We start from the raw sequence: 15,777 nt of genomic DNA on the forward strand, positions 1-15,777 counted from the left end.
GGCGGTTCAGGCCGGTTGGCCAAGCCCAAGCTTTTCGGCCAGGCCGATCCGCTGCAGCTTGCCCGTCGCGCCCTTGGGGATTTCGTCCAGGATGATGACCCGGCGGGGAACCTTGAAATCGGCCATGCGAGAGGCGCAGAAATCCCGGATCTCCCGTTCGGTCGCACTCTGGCCCTCGCGCAGGACCACCGCCGCCGCCACCTCCTCGCCCAGCTTCGGATGGGGCAAGGCGAAGGCCACGACCTGCTGGACCGCGGGGTGATCCAGCAGGACGCCGTCCACTTCCAGCGGGCTGATCTTTTCGCCGCCACGGTTGATGATTTCCTTCAGCCGTCCGGTCAGCCGCAGGTAGCCCTCGTCGTCCAGGGCCCCCTGATCCCCGGTGCGGAACCAGCGCCGGCCCTCGGCCTCGAAGAAGTTCTTCGCGTTGGCCTCGGGGTTGCCCTCATAGCCCGGGGTGACGTTGGGGCCGGAGATCACGACCTCGCCCGTGCCCTCGATCAGGCGGTTCTCGACCTCGTGCGCGATCCGCACCAAAGGGCCGGCGGCAAGGCCGACCGAGCCCGGCTTCTGCGCGCGAGGTGGCAGCGGGTTGCAGGTCATCTGGTGCGTGGCTTCCGTCATGCCATAGGCTTCGATGACCGGCGCGCGGAAGGTCTCTGCCAGCTCCAGCATCACCTGCGCCGGCAGCGATGCCGAGGAAGAGCGCAGGAAGCGCAGGGGATGCGCCGCGATCACATCGCGGTTGCGCGACGCGCGCGCCAGGATCGCCTGGTGCATCGTCGGAACCGCCGTGTACCAGGTCGGCTCCGCCTCCTTCATCCAGCCGAAGAACTTCAGTGCATCGAACCCCGACGCGCACCAGACCGAGCCGCCTGCGGCGAGCGAGGCGGTGACCGCCGCGATCAGGCCGTGGATGTGGAACAGCGGCATCACGTTCAGGCAGCGATCCGCTGGAGAAAGCGACAGCGATGCACCGATGTTGCCCGCCGAGGCGACCAGGTTCGATTGCGTCAGCGGCACGATCTTCGGCCGCGACGTGGTGCCGGAGGTGTGCAGGATCAGCGCGGTCGCATCGGGGCCCGGCCGGCCCGGCGGGGCGGGCGTGGCGGCGGGCGTGGCGGCGGGCGTCCCGGTCAGGCGGAACTGGCCGGCGGGCTGATCCGGATCGCCGTGCAGCCGCAGGATCGTCATGCCCAAGGGCGCCGCCGCCGCAAGGGCCGGCCCTTCGTAGCCCGCGGGGACCACGATGGCCTTTGCCCGCAGGTCCTCCAGATAGAATCGGAACTCCTGTTCCTGATAGGCCGGGTTCAGGGGCGCGGTCACCGCGGCCTGCGCGATGGTCACGAAGGCCGCCGCCATCTCCGGCCCGTTCGGCAGCACGATCGCCACGCGGTCGGCCGCCCCGATGCCGAACCCGCGCAGATCCGCCTCGACCTGGCCCGCCAGCGCCCGCAGCTCCCCGTAGCTGAGCCAGGCACGCCCCGGCGCGCCGATGGCCAGCGCACCGGCATCCTTGTGCGCAAGCAATGCAGAAACTGTGGCAGTCATGTCCGTCTTCTCTTTCGTTGGGGTCGCCCGTCCGCCCTGCGGACTTAGCGCGATGCAGCGTAGTAGGATACCTTGCGCTCCAGGTAGGCAAGGAATTCCGACAGCGCGAAGGCAAGGCCGAACAGCACGATCAGCACCGCCCAGAACTCCGCCATCAGGAACTGGCTCGAATAAAGCTCGAACAGCGCGCCGAAGCCGACGATCGAGATCAGGAGCTGGCCGATGATCACGCCCTTCACCGCCCGGATCACGCCGATCCTGACCCCGCCAAGGATCTCCGGCAGCGCGGCCCAGAAATAGACCTTCACGAAGGCGTCCATCGGCGAGGCGCCGAAGCTGCGTGCCATCTCCACCAGCGAGCGGTTGATCTGGCGAACACCTGCACGGGCGTTCAGGATGATGATCCAGATCGCGAACAGCGCGGTCGTGATGATCACGGTCTTGGTACCGAAGCCGAACAGCACCATGAGCACCGGAACCAGGGCCGTCAGCGGAGCGGACAGGAAGATGTTGACCCATGGAAGCAAAAGCTCGTCCACGATCCGGTTCTTGCCCATCAGGATGCCGATGGGAATGCCCAGGACGATGGCGAAGAAAACGCCGGCGAGAAAGGCGTAAGAGGTCACCCAGAGCGCGTTCAGGAACGCGGGCGTGGGGATCAGCCCGACCAGCGTGACCATGACTTCCGAAAAGGGCGGAATGAAGAAGGTCAGGCCCAGCCGACCGACGAATTCCCACAGCAGCGCCCAGAGGATCAGCGATGACAGCGCCGGCAGCTTGTATCCATAAAGGCTCATGCCGGCCTCACTCGACGTAGCTGCGCAGCGAGGCCCAGATACGGTCGACGATGTCGAGGTATTCGGGATCGCGGCGGATGTTGTCGACGCTCTTGTCGCGGAAGCTGGACGGACGGATGATTTCAGACACCCGGCTGGGACGCGGCAGCAGGATGGCGATCTGGTCCGAGACATAGACCGCTTCCTCGATCGAATGGGTGACGAAGATGAAGGTCTTCTTCTCGTTCTTCACCAGCTCCAGCAGGTCTTCCTGGAACTTGCGGCGGGTCTGTTCGTCCACCGCCGAGAAGGGTTCGTCCAGCAACAGCACCTGCGCGTTCACCGACAGCGCCCGGGCGAGGCCGACGCGCTGCCGCATACCCCCTGATAGCTGGTGCGGGAACTTCTTCTCGAACCCGGCCAGGCCAACCTCGCGGATGTACTTCTCGGCGATCGCCTCGCGCTCCGACTTTGCCACGCCGCGAAGCTCAAGCCCGAAGGCCACGTTGCGCAGCACGCTCGCCCAGGGCAGCAGCGCGAAGTCCTGAAACACGAAGGAACGGTCGGGACCGGGCCCGGTGACCCGTTCGCCGTTCACCTCGATCTCTCCGGAGGTCGGTTTCAGAAGGCCCGCGATGATCTTCAGAAGGGTGGTCTTGCCGCAGCCGGACGGGCCGAGCAGCGACGTCAGTTCCCCGCGGGGAAATTCCAGGGACAGATCCTTCAGCGCCTGAACGTCGCCGTAGACCTTCGAAACGTTCCGGACGGAAACGGCGCTATCGGTCACGGCCTGCCGTGTTTCTGGCTCAATCGGTTGCATATCCACGGTTGTTCCCTTCAAAGAGGACGTTTTCAAGCTTCTCGAGCAGGTTCAGGAAGATCACTGCCAGCAGGATGATCGAGAAGATGGCCGCGTACATGCTGGGGTAGTCGGCGATGGAGCGGCTGTAGGTGATGATGTCGCCGACCCCGGTCGGCGTGATCTTGAGTTCGGACAGGATGGCCCCGATGAAGCCGGCCGAAACGCCCAGGCGAAGGCCCGAGAATATGACCGGCGAGGCGGCGGGCAGGATGATCTTCAGAAGGACATCCCGATCACGGGCCAGGAACGAGGTCGCCATCTCCTTCAGGGAGGCCGGGGTATTGCGTACCGCGGAGGCGGTGTTCAGCACGATCACCGGCATCGCCATGATGCAGACCACGAAGACCTTCGACGTCAGGCCGATGCCGTAGACCATGACGAGAATGGGGATCAGCGCGGCCAGGGGCGCGGCCTGCATGACGATGAAGATCGGCGAGAACATCCACTCGAAGCCCCTGCTCAATCCGATCCAGAGGCCCAGCCCGATGCCGAACACGGCCGAGAACAGGACGCCCACCACCAGGGGCTGGAGCGTTTCGGCGTAGGCCACGAAGATCGACCCGTCGAGGGTCATCCGCGCCAGCGCCGCCATCGAGTCGATGAAGGTCGGGAAGGCATAGCTGACGGGGACGCGGCCCGCGATTTCCCAGGCTCCGAAAACGATCAGGGCCGACAACAGCTTGAGCATCAGGGGACGGTGTCTGGTCACGTCGCGGTCCGCCTTGGATCGAGGAGAAGAGACCGCCGGCAGTCATGCTGCCGACGGCCGGATGGTGCGGCGTTACTTCATCGCCGCGTCAAGCGGGGCGAAGTACCAGAAGTCCTCCAGGTTCAGCGTTGCCGGGTCGCCCTCCAACTGGCCGGCCTCGACATACCATTCCATGTCGGCCTTCGCCGCCTCGCGCCCGCCTCCGTTCGGGTCGTAGAGACCGCCGGCAACCGCTTCGGTGTAGAAGGCGTCCAGGCCGTCCAGAACCTCGGCCGGAAGCTGGCCGATCGGGCCATCCGGGTTGGTTTCGCGGCGGATGATCGTGGGATCCTTGGCCATGTCGGTCCAGACGCTGTGCAGCGCGTCGACAAAGATGTTCACCGCCTCCTCGTTCTCCTTGATCCAGTCGAGGTTGGCAAAGAGGGCCTCGTCGCTGGCCTTGACTTCGAACATCGGCAGCGAATTGAACCGGTCGCCCGCTTCGGCAATGATCTTGTTGCGGTTCGACAGGTCGAGGATCGTGGCATTGGCCTGACCGGCCAGCATGGCGGCGACACGGTTGCCCGAACCCGGCACGTAGGACCGTTCGCCGAACTTGATGCCTTCCTTCGTCTCGATCACGTTGGCGATGGAATCGGTGCCGCCGCCGCGCGAATGCAGCATGATCGGCTGGCCGTCCAGGTCCTTCAGGGTGTTGAACTCCTTGGTCGTCACGGGAAAGAACACGAGCCGCGACAGCTGGAAGATGATCCGGACGGGCGCCTTGGACCGCTGCATCGCCGCGTAGGGGGTGCCGAAGGCGATATCCATGTCGCCGCTGAGAACCGCCTGGATGGCAAGCTCTTCCTCGGCGAAGGCCGTCCACTCGTAGTCGAGCCCGTTGGCCTTCGCACGGTCCAGCGCGACGAAGAAGGCCGCCATCTCATCCGAGGGCGGCTCGGCCAGGGCGATGCGGATCGTATCGGCCTGGGCGGCCGACACGACCATGCTGGTTGCAAGGGCAACCCCTGCAAGTCTTGCGATGAAGGCGTTCATGATTCTCCTCCCTGAGAATTCAGTTCACTACCGGCTTTGCCCGGAACGGCCTGCTCTTGCTTCTGGCCCGGGCGTTCGTCCTGCTCTACCCCTCTCCGAACAGTCGCCGCGCGACCGAGCCCAGATGCCTGCGCATGGCTTCATAGGCGGCCCCGGGGTCCCGATTGGCGATCGCCTCCGCGATGGCATCGTGTTCGCCGAAACTGGTATGATCGGGCGAAGGACGTTCGGTTTCCCGCGTCACGCTGCCCCACGCCACGGCCCTGCGGACCTCATTGAGCTGGTCGAACAGCGCCAGAAGCAGGAGGTTGTCACTGGCTTCGGCGATCGACCGATGGAACCGGTCGTCCTGGCTTTCGTATTCCTTCCACGTCGTCGCGGCCTTGGCACGATCGATCGCGCGCCGCATCCTCAGCAACGCCTCTCCCGACGCGTTGACCGCGGCCTCGCGGGCGATGGCGGGCTCGATCGCGAGGCGTGCGCGCATCATGCGGAACGGCGTCAGTTGCCGGACGATGCCCTCCATCTGCCCCGGCTGCTCGGGCTCCGGAGGTGTCCCGTCGGCCACGAACGTGCCCTTGCCGACATGGCGCCAGATCACCCCGTCACGCTCCAGCGCATCCAGCGCCTTCCGCAAGGTCGCGCGCGAAAGGCCAAGCTGATCGGAAAGGTGGCGCTCGGGCGGCAACCTCCCGCCGCCGGCGTAACCGCCGTCCTTGATGAACCCTCGGAGCCGGGTCACGGGATCGAGCACTTCGGACGTCTGGTCGCGCATCATTCGCTCTCGATTGGTCAACCAATTATGCTTCAGATCGAAGGCTACGCCGCGTAAAGTTGAAAATCAATCTTAAATTGGTTAGCCTAAACGCAAGAAATCCAGAACCATCCCAATTGATTTCATGCCGGTACTGGGCTAGCGTCCCTGCAAGATCCGTCCCGCAAGAGGTAGAACATGGCCGACTATGTGATCCCTGCCCCGCAGGTCCCTTCGATCCCCGTCAGCGGCGGCGGGTCCTTTCCCGTCCGACGCGTCTATTGCATCGGCCGAAACTACGCCGCCCACGCGGTCGAAATGGGCCATGATCCCGACCGCGAGCCGCCGTTCTTCTTCCAGAAGAATCCCAACAACATGGATTCGACAGGCGAGTTCCCGTATCCGCCCCACAGCAACGACGTGCACCACGAGGTGGAGATGGTCATCGCGCTGAAATCAGGCGGAACGAACATCGCCATTGCCGACGCGCTGAGCCACGTCTGGGGCTATGCCGTGTCGCTCGACATGACGCGCCGGGACCTGCAGGGCGAGGCCAAGAAGCTCGGCCGCCCCTGGGAAATCGGCAAGGCCTTCGAACGCTCCGGCCCCGTGGGTCCGCTGCATCCGGTGTCCACGGTGGGCCACCCCGACCGGGGACGGATCGAGTTGAAGGTGAACGGCGAACTGCGCCAGGAGGGCGACCTGAACCAGATGATCTGGAAGGTGCCGGAGATGATCTCCTACCTCTCGGAGTATTTCGAACTCCAGGCCGGCGACGTGATCATGTCGGGCACGCCCTCGGGCGTGAACTCCGTCGTGCGCGGCGACACGATGGAGGCGCGCATCGAAGGCCTTGGCACGCTGGTCGTCAAGGTCGTCTGATGGGCCTCCGGGCGAAAGCGGCGGCGCTGAACCGCTGACTGCCGCTTTCGTCGCGCGGGCAGGTGACCCATTAGACGCTGCGCAGGCTCTACCGCGAGGAAAAGCTGCAGGTGAGGAAACGCGGTGGCCTCACGCCCTCCGAATACATCCGCAAAATCAGGACTTCAGAGCCGGATCGTTTCATCCTCGACCCGATCCGCCAGATGCCAGGGCCGAAAGCCTGGGCGAGGGGGCGGCCATCTCCCAGAAAACAAAGCAAAAATCCGGCCGCAGCCGGATCGGGAGAACGCTTTTGCGAGGGCAAGTGGCGGAGCTGTCAGACGGATTCGAACCAGTCTCCGAATGGACAGTGAGCTTGCCCCTTACGCCGCGCCGAGTTGACGCCACTCGGCGAGAGCGGCGGCGCGGTTCTTCTTGAAATTTGCCCTCGAGTAGAAGCTACGCTCCGCGTTAAAATGGTTGAAGACCGAGGCGTGGACGGCAGCGAACATCTGCTGACTTCGCATCCGGCGAAACCGCTGCATAGCCCGTTCTCGTCGTCGGAGGGGCAGGTGCGAATTTTCCGCCCGGTTGTTGAGCCAGCGGCCCGTTTCCTGCCGGTCCGCCGCGCCGACCTCCCGTAGCGCGGCACCATACGATCGAAGCGTATCCGTTACCAAGATGTGCGGCCGATCGTAGCGCTTCATTGTTTTCTTGAGGAATTTCAATGCAGCCTTCTTGTCCCGCTTTTTCGTCACGAAGCTTTCCAGCACCTCGCCTTCCTGGTCAATGGCCCGCCACAAGTAGTGTCGCTCACCGTTGATCTTCACGAACATCTCGTCGAGGTGCCATTGCCACTGCGGCTCGGAACGCAGCCGCTCCGCCCGTTTCTCGCGTATCTCGGCGGCGAACATCGGGCCAAAACGCTGCCACCAGAACCGCACCGACTCGTGGCTGATCTCGATCCCGCGCTCGTGAAACAGGTCCTCGACGTTCCGAAGCAACAGCGGGAACCGGACGTAGAGCATCACCGCCAGGCGGATGATCTCCGGCGAGGTCTTGAAATACTTGAAGGGGCCATGCTTGGTCATGCCGAAAGGCTAGGTCGACGCCGTGCCGCACGGCAAGCCAGGTCCCTCTGACAGTGCCTGCTTGATCTATGTCATTATCCGCAGTGGAGCACCGCTGTACCAGTAGCACATCTCGAAGTGCCGATTCCTTGAGAGTCTTGGTACCGAGCTAATGGAGGGTATTTTACATGAGCGAAGAAGACAAGATCGTGCGGACGCATCTTCCCCCGCGTAAGACGCGTCGACAAGGGCTTATCACTTATGATGCCAAGGATCCCGACACCAATTACCCACCAATCGAAATGCTGCGTCCGCCGAAAGGCGCACCTAACGTTATACTGATACTGGCGCTGGCAGACTAATTCGAACTCGTCTCAGCAAGGGCAGTGTCGCTGTCCTTTATGGCGCGCAGAGACCGCGCCACTCAGCAAGAGCGGCGGCGCGGTTGGCCTTGAAGAGGGGTCGGCTCGAGAGGCTGCGTTCCTGATTGAAGTGGTTCGAGACAGAGGCGTGGATGGCGGCGAACTTCTGCAAACTTCGCATCCGTCGGAAGCGGAGCATCGCCCGCTCCCGACGTCGGAATGGCAGGTGTGAGTTTTCCGCCCGGTTGTTCACCCAGCGGCCCGTCTCCTGCCGGGCGTCTGCACCTAGCTCTTTCAGAGCAGCGCCGTAAGAGCGGAGTTTGTCCGTCACAATGACCTCGGCCGGTCCGTGCTTCCGCATTGCTTTCTTGAGGCATTTCAAGGCAGCCTTCTTGTCCCGCGCCTTTGTCACGAAGCTCTCGAGTACCTCGCCCTCGTGGTCGACGGCGCGCCAGAGGTAATGCCGCTCGCCGTTAATCTTCACGAACATCTCGTCCAGGTGCCAACGCCAGTGGCTGGACTTCATGCCCTCGATCCGGCGTTTCCGGATCTCGGCGGCAAACATCGGGCCGAAGCGATGCCACCAATACCGGACTGTCTCGTGGCTGATGTCGATGCCGCGCTCATGCAGCAGGTCCTCAACGTTGCGCAGCGAGAGCGGGAACCGGACGTACAGCATCACCGCCAATCGGATGATCTCGGGACTAGTCTTGAAGTACTTGAATGGGTCGCGCTTTCTCATGAGGGAAGGTTACGAGACCGGTCGGCAACGGCTCAAGCCGGGTTCTTCTGACAACACCCGACGTGCTCGTGGCCAATGCCGTCGCCGATCACATCGCAGCGGCGACGACAGGCCATCGGCTGCTGGCCACGCCCGATCTCCGGGCGGACCCGGGCCATCTCGATGCGGCGCGTGACCTCGTGCGAGCGATCCGGACCCGCGAACCTGACCTGCTGCGCCGCATCCTTGTCCGCGGCACCATCGCACCGCGGGAGATCCAGCTCACGCTCGATCCCCACGCCCTGTCAGACGCGCTCCACCTCCCCGCCGCAGACCTGTCGCCCGATCTCATCAACCTCTCGGCACCGGTGCTTCTCCGGCGTCGCGGTATCGAGGCAAAGCTGGTTTCGGGAAAGGCCGCACCCGACCCCGATCCGGTGCTGCACCGCACGCTCTTCGAGGCGCATCGATGGATCGCTGATCTGCGCAAGGGAACCCCGCTCGCCACAATCGCAGGCAGGGCCGGACATCACGACGCCTTCATCCGGACCCGCGCGCCCCTCGCCTTTCTCTCCCCGAAGCTGCAGCGCGCCATCCGCGATGGCACCTTGCCGCCCGCGCTGACCCTGCACCGGATCCTCCGGCGCCCGATCCCCCTCGACTGGCAGGACCAGGAACGGCTTTACAGGCTCTGAGCCGCGGGTCGGGCCAGGGCTCTGTCCCGCCGCCGCGTCCCGGCTCATGCGACATCAGAATTCCCTGCAGGTTCCCTGCCTGGGGCGACAGGGAAATCCCGTCAAGTAGCTGATTCAGATGATTAAATTCGAGCCCCAAGCACCCGATCGAGGCAGAATCAGGAAATTTCCCTGCAAATTCCCTGCGTGCAGGGAAATCTCAGCCAAAACCGAACCGGCGGATGCGCCCCACTGAGACCCATCGCGGCAGCGCCGGCGGAAACCTCTCTCTGCCGCGTCTCCGCTCGGGCGGAGGAGGCGCAAGGCACGGAAAAATCGACCGTAAATCCGGTGTTTTTCCCATCAATATCAATATATTAGGTGGGTGGCGGAGAGGGTGGGCCTAACATCCAACCTTCTCCACCATAAGCCATTGATTTTCTATGAAACACCTCAGTCCGCTGCCGAGCTTCACTCAGCGGCTGGCATAATTTGCTACGCCCACAACGCTGAACGACAAGAGCCGCGATGCTCTCATAAGCTGTTGTCGATCGCCCAAGCTCGCGGCTAGTCTGTTCGTCATGGAGAGGGCGTTCTGGAACAGTCAACGCGGATGTTTCCATTTGATTATTTGAGGCGTGCATGGATGTTCGCAACCACGAAACCGAACTGAAGCAGCTCGCCGCGTTCGTTCACGACGAATGCCAGAAGCGCCTCAGGGCCTACGAGGCGCAGCCGCGAGACGCGGCCGAGCATTTCGAGACCGAGAACGAAGTTCTGTCTGGCGGGTACGCGTACCGTCAGTTGTACGAACTGGTGCAGAACGCAGCCGACGCGATCCTCGAGGCCGCGGAGCCGCAAGGACGAATTCATGTCTTTCTCTCCCCTCATCGGCTTGAGGCAGCCAACACCGGGGCTGCCCTGGACGAACCGGGGATTGTGGCGCTTCTTAATGCGCGCAGCTCACCCAAGCGCGGCAATCAGATCGGCAGATTTGGGATCGGGTTCAAGTCGCTGCTCAAGCTGGGCGGTCGCGTTGACCTGACATCCAGATCTGTAGGACTGCGCTTCGACCCCGAAGCCTGCCGTGATCGCATTCGTGGACATCTTGGTCTTGCCAAGAATGCACCCGCCCCTGGCATGCGACTTGCCGAGGTACTGGACCCTGCTGCCGAAAGCAGTCCACTCTTCAGTACAAGCAGGTGGAGCTGGGCGACCACGGTCGTCTCGGCGGAGATATCGGATGACGCCGCATTCGATCGACTGAGCCAGGAGATTGCCGATTTTCCGGCAGAGTTCCTGTTGTTCTTGCCCTCGGCTATCTCCCTCGAGCTTGAAGTTGAAGGGGCTGCACCCCGTCTCTTGACCAAGCGGTTTGAAGACGGATTCGCCGTTGTGGGTGACGGAACCAACGAGGCCCGATGGAAGGTCTTCGAGGCTTCGGTCAAGGTCGACAGCCAGGCCGCGCGCTCCGACGCAACTCACATCCAGGCAAGGGAACAGGTACCACTGTCTTGGGCAGTGCCGGTCGGTGGTCGTGAACAGGCTGGTCGCTTCTGGGCGTTTTTCCCGACCGAAACGCAGAGCCGCACTTCGGGCATTCTCAATGCTCCTTGGAAGCTCAACAGTGACAGGACCAACCTGATCAGGGGACCATGGAACGAAGCGATAATGCAGGCAGCAGCTGATCTGATCAGCGGCTCTCTCACTGCGCTGTCGACACCCGAGGACTGCGGGGCCGCAGTAAGTGCGTTTCCGCGCCAACCGGAACGGCAGGACGAAATCGCCGTGCCCCTTGTCCGGTCTCTCTGGGACAAGATCATTTCGTCGGAAGTCTTGCCTGACGTGAATGGTATTCCTCGCATTCCAAGCCAGCTTCTGCGGCATTTTGTCGAGAACACGGAAATCTGCAGATCATGGGCCGACCTCGCAGGCACGGATGCGCGCGAACGTTACCTGCATCCGGACTGCTACGTTTCCGAGGCACGGGTATCGCGGTTGAATGCTCTCGTCGCGGAAGCAAGACGCCGGGAGATGCAAGTCCTTGCTAAGTCGCCCGCCGACAAGTGGCTTGAATGCATTGCGAACACAGATATCGCATTGGCGAGACAGACCTTGGCTTTTGTCGGCAACCTCCTGCAGGAAAAGTTCAAACACGGACTGTACAGTGTCCCTGAAGCACGCCTGATACCCACGGCCGATGGAGGCCTGGCCACTCCTTCGGAAGCCGTGATTGTTGAGGGGGTGGCAGCGCCATCTGGTTTCCTGGCCGTTACGTCTGAAATCGTCTCCGACCCGAACTGCAGAGCGGTTCTGATCGAACAGATGAAGGTGAGGCAGTTCGGTTCCGACTCTTGGCACGAGCAACTCAAGGCTTCGCTGGAAAGGGCGAACACTGAGGATGACCCGTCGGATTGGGAGAATTTCTGGCAGAATTTCCTCTCAGCACCCGACGAAGCCAAGAACAGTTTCGTTGCGAAGCTCAGTGTTGGTAAGGTCAGGCTGTTTGCGGCTTCGGGCAAATGGCAGCGCCGGGGACTACTGGTCGTGCCGGATCAGCAGGTTGGGATTCCAGATGACAATATGCTGGATCTCGGTTTTCGGCGACGCATTGCACCTTACGTACCTTCGGACTGGCTTTCTGAGTTTCCCTCAGCGGTTGAACACGTGGATCGTCGCGAGCTGGAGATCGAAGGTTACCTGTCTCACCTGAAGCATGATGCTGCCGAGATACTCAGAGAACGAATGAATCGGAAGCCGCAGAGTTGGGCGCTGATCTTCGGTAGCGAAGAAGTTCGAATGCCTGGTGGCTGGCGTTTGCTAAAGCACCTTGCAGCAGCACCGGCGGCTCGACTCACAACGCAGATGCTCGGTTCAACATCTGGCGAGATCAAGGTTGTTGATCCTGTTGAAATTGTTCACAGTACGCAATCACATGTCTATCCCGCGCTTTCGGCTCCACATCCGATTTACTTTTGGCTGACGGAGCACGGATGGATACGCGTCGGCAACCTCGTAGCGCCGTTGAAGTGCATCCCTCTCGAACTTGCTGAGACCTTGGGCGACGCGGAAGTCGAGGGGTTCAAAGCTGTAGAAGGGTTTCTCCGTGCCAGGGACGTCAAGACGGACTTGGGGCCACGCTTGGCTTGGCCCAAGGCCAAACTTGCGCATGAGTGGATCACGCGCTTTTGGGAGGAGGTCTTCACGTCACTTTCGAAAAGAAGGAGTGATTTCAGGTCACTGCGGCCAGTGTGGGAGATGGCGCATGCTGAAGGCGCCATTCCGGCCACTTTGCCCAGCGCCGATGGCGCGATCCCACTGTCGGAAATCTATGTGACCTCCGATCCGAGCGTCGGGCACGATCTCGACGATGGAAGGATTGTCTTGCTGTCCCAGGAGATTGCATCGGCATGGGTGGCAGCCGGCGCAATCTGGCTTGGCACCGAGCCATCGATATCCTTCGAGAAGCGTCTGTCGGCTCCGTCCTACCTTCTCGACCTTTTCCCAGAGTTGGCGGCAGCACAGGAAGGCGCTGATGTCCTCAGTACGGTACTGGCCGTATGGGTCAGCGGCCTTGAAGAAAACGTCGGACCCTTCAGTCGATCAGTGACGGTCGGGATGGACGCCGACGGCGCATTTCTCATCGATCGTGAGCAGTTTGGTAGTCGCGGCCGGAGGGAATGTATCGAGCTGCTGCTTCGCTGCCTTGCGCGCCACGGTATCATCCACGACGGGGCAGACATTCAAGAAACCCTATCAAGGATAATGGATCGCCGGTCAGACGAGGCGCGCAAGGCAGTTCGCGACGAGAAATCGCTTGAGCTCAGATTGCTGAAGGCGATCGGAGGTGACCTCGAGACCCTGCTTGGGACCCTCACTCCTGCTACCCGTCAAGCAGTTGGGAACGATGTCGATCCGGAGAGTCTTGCCCGGCTGGCACTCGCGGTTCACGGACCGACGCTGCTCAGCAGGCTCAGGGACGCGCTCGAGCTTCAAGGGCTTGCGCCTCCCAATCGATGGGGTGGAGAACAGTCGCGCCTGTTTGTGCAAGAGCTTGGCTTTCCGATCGAGTTTGCTTCTTCGGTCGGCGGCCGGAGAGATGCAGAAATCTCCGTAAGCGGGCCGATCCACCTGCCAGCGCTTCACGATTACCAGGAAGATATCCTGACGAGCATTGGCTCGCTTCTCGACTCAGGCACTGGCCGCCGCCGAGCTGTGGTCAGCCTGCCTACAGGCGGCGGTAAGACGCGTGTCGCTGCCGAGGCCGTCGTGCGGCTCGTCTTGAAGGGAGATGGGCGCCGAACCGCACTCTGGATAGCCCAGACCGATGAACTGTGCGAGCAGGCGGTCCAGTGCTTTCGCCAGCTATGGGTCAATGTGGGAGAGCCCGGCGAAGATCTTCGTATCGTGCGGCTATGGGGTGGTCAGCGAAACCCGTCACCGCCGGAGGGTGACGAGCCAACCGTAGTGATCGCAAGCATCCAGACCCTGAACAGCCGCAGCGGTCGCCCGGAACTCGCATGGGTCGCTCAGACCGGGATCATCGTCATAGATGAGTGCCATCACGCGATAACCTCGAGCTACACCGACCTGTTGCGATGGCTCGATGTTCAGGTCGGCAGCGAGCGAGCACGGGAGCGTGAAGCGCCCGTTCTCGGCCTCAGCGCAACACCTTGGCGCGGATACGATGAGGACGAGTCCGAGCGGCTTGCGGCGCGTTTTGACCGTCGCTGGTTTCCGGCCGACCAGGCTGGCCTTCACGACAAGCTCTCCAGGATGGGCGTGCTTGCCGACCGGAGCTATCGCCCCCTTCGCTACGACAGGCCGATCACCCTGACAGAACGCGAACAGCAGCACGTCGATACGTTTGGGGAGCTGCCTGACAGCGTTGTGGATCGCATGGGCGAGGATTCCGACCGGAATGATCTGATCATCGATGCCATCGTGAACAGCAAGGCGGAGTCCATCCTCCTGTTCGCCAACTCTGTCGCACACGCGCAGTACCTTGCGGCGAGACTACACCTTGCAGATTGCCCTGCCGCCGCAGTCAGCGGTCAGACGGACCGGCTTGCGAGGCAGCATTTCACACGACGGTTCCGTGCCGGCGATCTACGGGTAATCTGCAATCACAGTGTCCTGACAACAGGCTTCGATGCTCCAAGGGCCGACATGGTCCTGATCTCAAGACCGGTCTTCAGCCCCGTACTCTACATGCAGATGGTTGGCCGCGGTCTTCGGGGTCCAGCCAACGGCGGTACCGCTCACTGTGAAATCATGACGGTGGAAGACAACATCATCAATTTCCGGGATCGCCTTGCATACCACTTCTGCCGACGCTTCTTCGATGCCTGACGCGTCAGGATGGAAATGTAGCTGTATTAAGCATTTGCATTGCCAGGTGATGATCTCCCGGCTAGCCTGATGGAGGCCCAGAAAATAGGCGCGCATAGTTTCCATGCGCATCAGGCGGGCTGGGAGGCCGCGGTGGACAACGAGAGGTCTGAACTTCGCTGGGGAGTCGAGCAACGCCTCGAGTTCATAGAGTTCCGCCTCTTCTGGGAGGGACATGTGAACCGAAGCGACCTGATGGAGCAGTTCGGGGTCTCGGTGAACCAGGCGTCCACCGACCTGAACCGCTACAACAGCTTCGCACCCGACAACATGGTCTACGACAAGAGCGCACGGACCTACGTCCGTGGCCCCGCGTTCAAGCCCCGGTTCCTCGAACCCGACGCAAGCCGCTACCTCGCCCAGCTTCGGTCGGTAGCGGACGGGATCCTCGACCGCGAGGACGCGTGGATCGCCGATCTCCCGCCCTACGCCTCGGCCCCGACCCCGGTGCGCGGCGTCAATCCGGTGACGCTCCGCTCCGTGGTCGGCGCCATCCGTCGCTCCGAGGCTATCGAGGTGAAGTACCAGCCCCTGTCCAGCCCGGACCCGCGCTGGAGGTGGATCGCGCCGCACGCCATCGCGTTCGACGGGTTTCGCTGGCACACGCGCGCGTTCTGCCTGACCGACAAAGCGTTCAAGGACTTCCTGCTTTCGCGAATACTGGAGATTCGCGGGTCGCGGATGAGCGAAGTGCCTTCAGGGCACGACGGCGACTGGAATACCGAAGTTACCCTGGAGATCGGGCCCCACCCCGCCCTGTCGGAAACTCAGGCAAAGGTCATCGCGCTTGACTACGGGATGCGCGGCGGCAAGGCGAAAATCAAGGTCCGACGTGCGCTGTTGTACTACGCGCTCAGGCGTCTCGGGCTCGATACTGATCCCGACGCAAGGAAGCCGCAGGATCAACAGATCGTGCTCTTGAACCGTGAGACACTTGGGGATTCAGCGCGATCGGCGTCGAACGCAGATCTGAATACGACAGCAACACAAGACATTGTTCGGTAGGGAATT

At 62.3% G+C, this 15,777-nt stretch carries 13 protein-coding genes; 5 read left to right on the forward strand and 8 right to left on the reverse strand.

Features of this window, described 5'->3' with window-relative positions; translation table 11 throughout:
• Nucleotides 1-6 precede the first annotated feature (6 nt).
• The 6 genes from N5I32_RS07380 to N5I32_RS07405 all read right to left on the reverse strand — a co-directional run bounded on the left by N5I32_RS07380 (nucleotide 7) and on the right by N5I32_RS07405 (nucleotide 5,708).
• Nucleotides 7-1,551, reverse strand: a complete 1,545-nt coding sequence (locus N5I32_RS07380; protein ID WP_261494757.1) for an acyl--CoA ligase — start codon at nucleotides 1,549-1,551, stop codon at nucleotides 7-9.
• A gap of 44 nt (nucleotides 1,552-1,595) precedes the next feature.
• Nucleotides 1,596-2,348: an ABC transporter permease gene (locus N5I32_RS07385; protein ID WP_261494758.1), complete on the reverse strand. Its 753-nt coding sequence runs from the start codon at nucleotides 2,346-2,348 to the stop codon at nucleotides 1,596-1,598.
• A 7-nt stretch (nucleotides 2,349-2,355) separates the two neighbouring features.
• Nucleotides 2,356-3,114 carry an ABC transporter ATP-binding protein gene (locus tag N5I32_RS07390; RefSeq protein ID WP_261494759.1) on the reverse strand — a complete coding sequence of 253 codons (759 nt, stop codon included), beginning with the start codon at nucleotides 3,112-3,114 and terminating at the stop codon, nucleotides 2,356-2,358.
• Between the two features lie 19 nt (nucleotides 3,115-3,133).
• A complete protein-coding gene (locus N5I32_RS07395) occupies nucleotides 3,134-3,898 on the reverse strand; it encodes an ABC transporter permease (protein ID WP_261494760.1) in 765 nt (254 codons plus the stop codon).
• A gap of 72 nt (nucleotides 3,899-3,970) precedes the next feature.
• Nucleotides 3,971-4,933: an ABC transporter substrate-binding protein gene (locus N5I32_RS07400; RefSeq protein ID WP_261494761.1), complete on the reverse strand. Its 963-nt coding sequence runs from the start codon at nucleotides 4,931-4,933 to the stop codon at nucleotides 3,971-3,973.
• An 85-nt stretch (nucleotides 4,934-5,018) separates the two neighbouring features.
• Nucleotides 5,019-5,708, reverse strand: a complete 690-nt coding sequence (locus tag N5I32_RS07405) for a FadR/GntR family transcriptional regulator (RefSeq protein WP_261494762.1) — start codon at nucleotides 5,706-5,708, stop codon at nucleotides 5,019-5,021.
• A gap of 177 nt (nucleotides 5,709-5,885) precedes the next feature.
• Between N5I32_RS07405 and N5I32_RS07410 the strand changes: the two genes are divergently transcribed.
• Nucleotides 5,886-6,569: a fumarylacetoacetate hydrolase family protein gene (locus N5I32_RS07410; protein ID WP_261494763.1), complete on the forward strand. Its 684-nt coding sequence runs from the start codon at nucleotides 5,886-5,888 to the stop codon at nucleotides 6,567-6,569.
• A 362-nt stretch (nucleotides 6,570-6,931) separates the two neighbouring features.
• Here the strand turns inward: N5I32_RS07410 and N5I32_RS07415 are convergent, their stop codons facing one another.
• On the reverse strand, nucleotides 6,932-7,639 hold the full coding sequence (locus tag N5I32_RS07415) for an IS6 family transposase (protein WP_261494764.1): 708 nt from the start codon (nucleotides 7,637-7,639) through the stop codon (nucleotides 6,932-6,934).
• A 167-nt stretch (nucleotides 7,640-7,806) separates the two neighbouring features.
• Between N5I32_RS07415 and N5I32_RS07420 the strand changes: the two genes are divergently transcribed.
• The gene (locus N5I32_RS07420) at nucleotides 7,807-7,980 is read left to right on the forward strand and encodes a hypothetical protein (protein ID WP_261496023.1); all 174 of its coding nucleotides are present in this window, start codon (nucleotides 7,807-7,809) and stop codon (nucleotides 7,978-7,980) included.
• 37 nt (nucleotides 7,981-8,017) lie between these two features.
• On the opposite strand, the gene N5I32_RS07425 is transcribed toward N5I32_RS07420, so the two are convergent.
• Nucleotides 8,018-8,722: an IS6 family transposase gene (locus tag N5I32_RS07425; protein ID WP_261494765.1), complete on the reverse strand. Its 705-nt coding sequence runs from the start codon at nucleotides 8,720-8,722 to the stop codon at nucleotides 8,018-8,020.
• Between the two features lie 68 nt (nucleotides 8,723-8,790).
• Between N5I32_RS07425 and N5I32_RS07430 the strand changes: the two genes are divergently transcribed.
• From N5I32_RS07430 to N5I32_RS07440, 3 genes are all read left to right on the forward strand, one after another.
• Nucleotides 8,791-9,396: a hypothetical protein gene (locus N5I32_RS07430; protein ID WP_261494766.1), complete on the forward strand. Its 606-nt coding sequence runs from the start codon at nucleotides 8,791-8,793 to the stop codon at nucleotides 9,394-9,396.
• Nucleotides 9,397-10,017: 621 nt separating this feature from the next.
• Nucleotides 10,018-14,727 carry a DEAD/DEAH box helicase family protein gene (locus N5I32_RS07435; protein ID WP_261494767.1) on the forward strand — a complete coding sequence of 1,570 codons (4,710 nt, stop codon included), beginning with the start codon at nucleotides 10,018-10,020 and terminating at the stop codon, nucleotides 14,725-14,727.
• Nucleotides 14,728-14,859: 132 nt separating this feature from the next.
• Complete coding sequence (locus N5I32_RS07440; RefSeq protein WP_261495955.1) at nucleotides 14,860-15,771, forward strand: BrxR family helix-turn-helix transcriptional regulator; 912 nt, start codon at nucleotides 14,860-14,862, stop codon at nucleotides 15,769-15,771.
• The last annotated feature ends 6 nt before the right edge of the window (nucleotides 15,772-15,777 follow it).

This window comes from Albidovulum sediminis, assembly GCF_025380365.1.
Taxonomy (GTDB): domain Bacteria; phylum Pseudomonadota; class Alphaproteobacteria; order Rhodobacterales; family Rhodobacteraceae; genus Albidovulum; species Albidovulum sediminis.

Bases quoted from the DNA above. Each gene is read 5' to 3' on its own strand.
- N5I32_RS07425 (WP_261494765.1), bottom strand. From the start codon at position 8,722: ATGAGAAAGCGCGACCCATTCAAGTACTTCAAGACTAGTCCCGAGATC.
- N5I32_RS07435 (WP_261494767.1), top strand. From the start codon at position 10,018: ATGGATGTTCGCAACCACGAAACCGAACTGAAGCAGCTCGCCGCGTTC.
- N5I32_RS07385 (WP_261494758.1), bottom strand. From the start codon at position 2,348: ATGAGCCTTTATGGATACAAGCTGCCGGCGCTGTCATCGCTGATCCTC.
- N5I32_RS07415 (WP_261494764.1), bottom strand. From the start codon at position 7,639: ATGACCAAGCATGGCCCCTTCAAGTATTTCAAGACCTCGCCGGAGATC.
- N5I32_RS07420 (WP_261496023.1), top strand. From the start codon at position 7,807: ATGAGCGAAGAAGACAAGATCGTGCGGACGCATCTTCCCCCGCGTAAG.
- N5I32_RS07400 (WP_261494761.1), bottom strand. From the start codon at position 4,933: ATGAACGCCTTCATCGCAAGACTTGCAGGGGTTGCCCTTGCAACCAGC.
- N5I32_RS07410 (WP_261494763.1), top strand. From the start codon at position 5,886: ATGGCCGACTATGTGATCCCTGCCCCGCAGGTCCCTTCGATCCCCGTC.
- N5I32_RS07380 (WP_261494757.1), bottom strand. From the start codon at position 1,551: ATGACTGCCACAGTTTCTGCATTGCTTGCGCACAAGGATGCCGGTGCG.
- N5I32_RS07405 (WP_261494762.1), bottom strand. From the start codon at position 5,708: ATGCGCGACCAGACGTCCGAAGTGCTCGATCCCGTGACCCGGCTCCGA.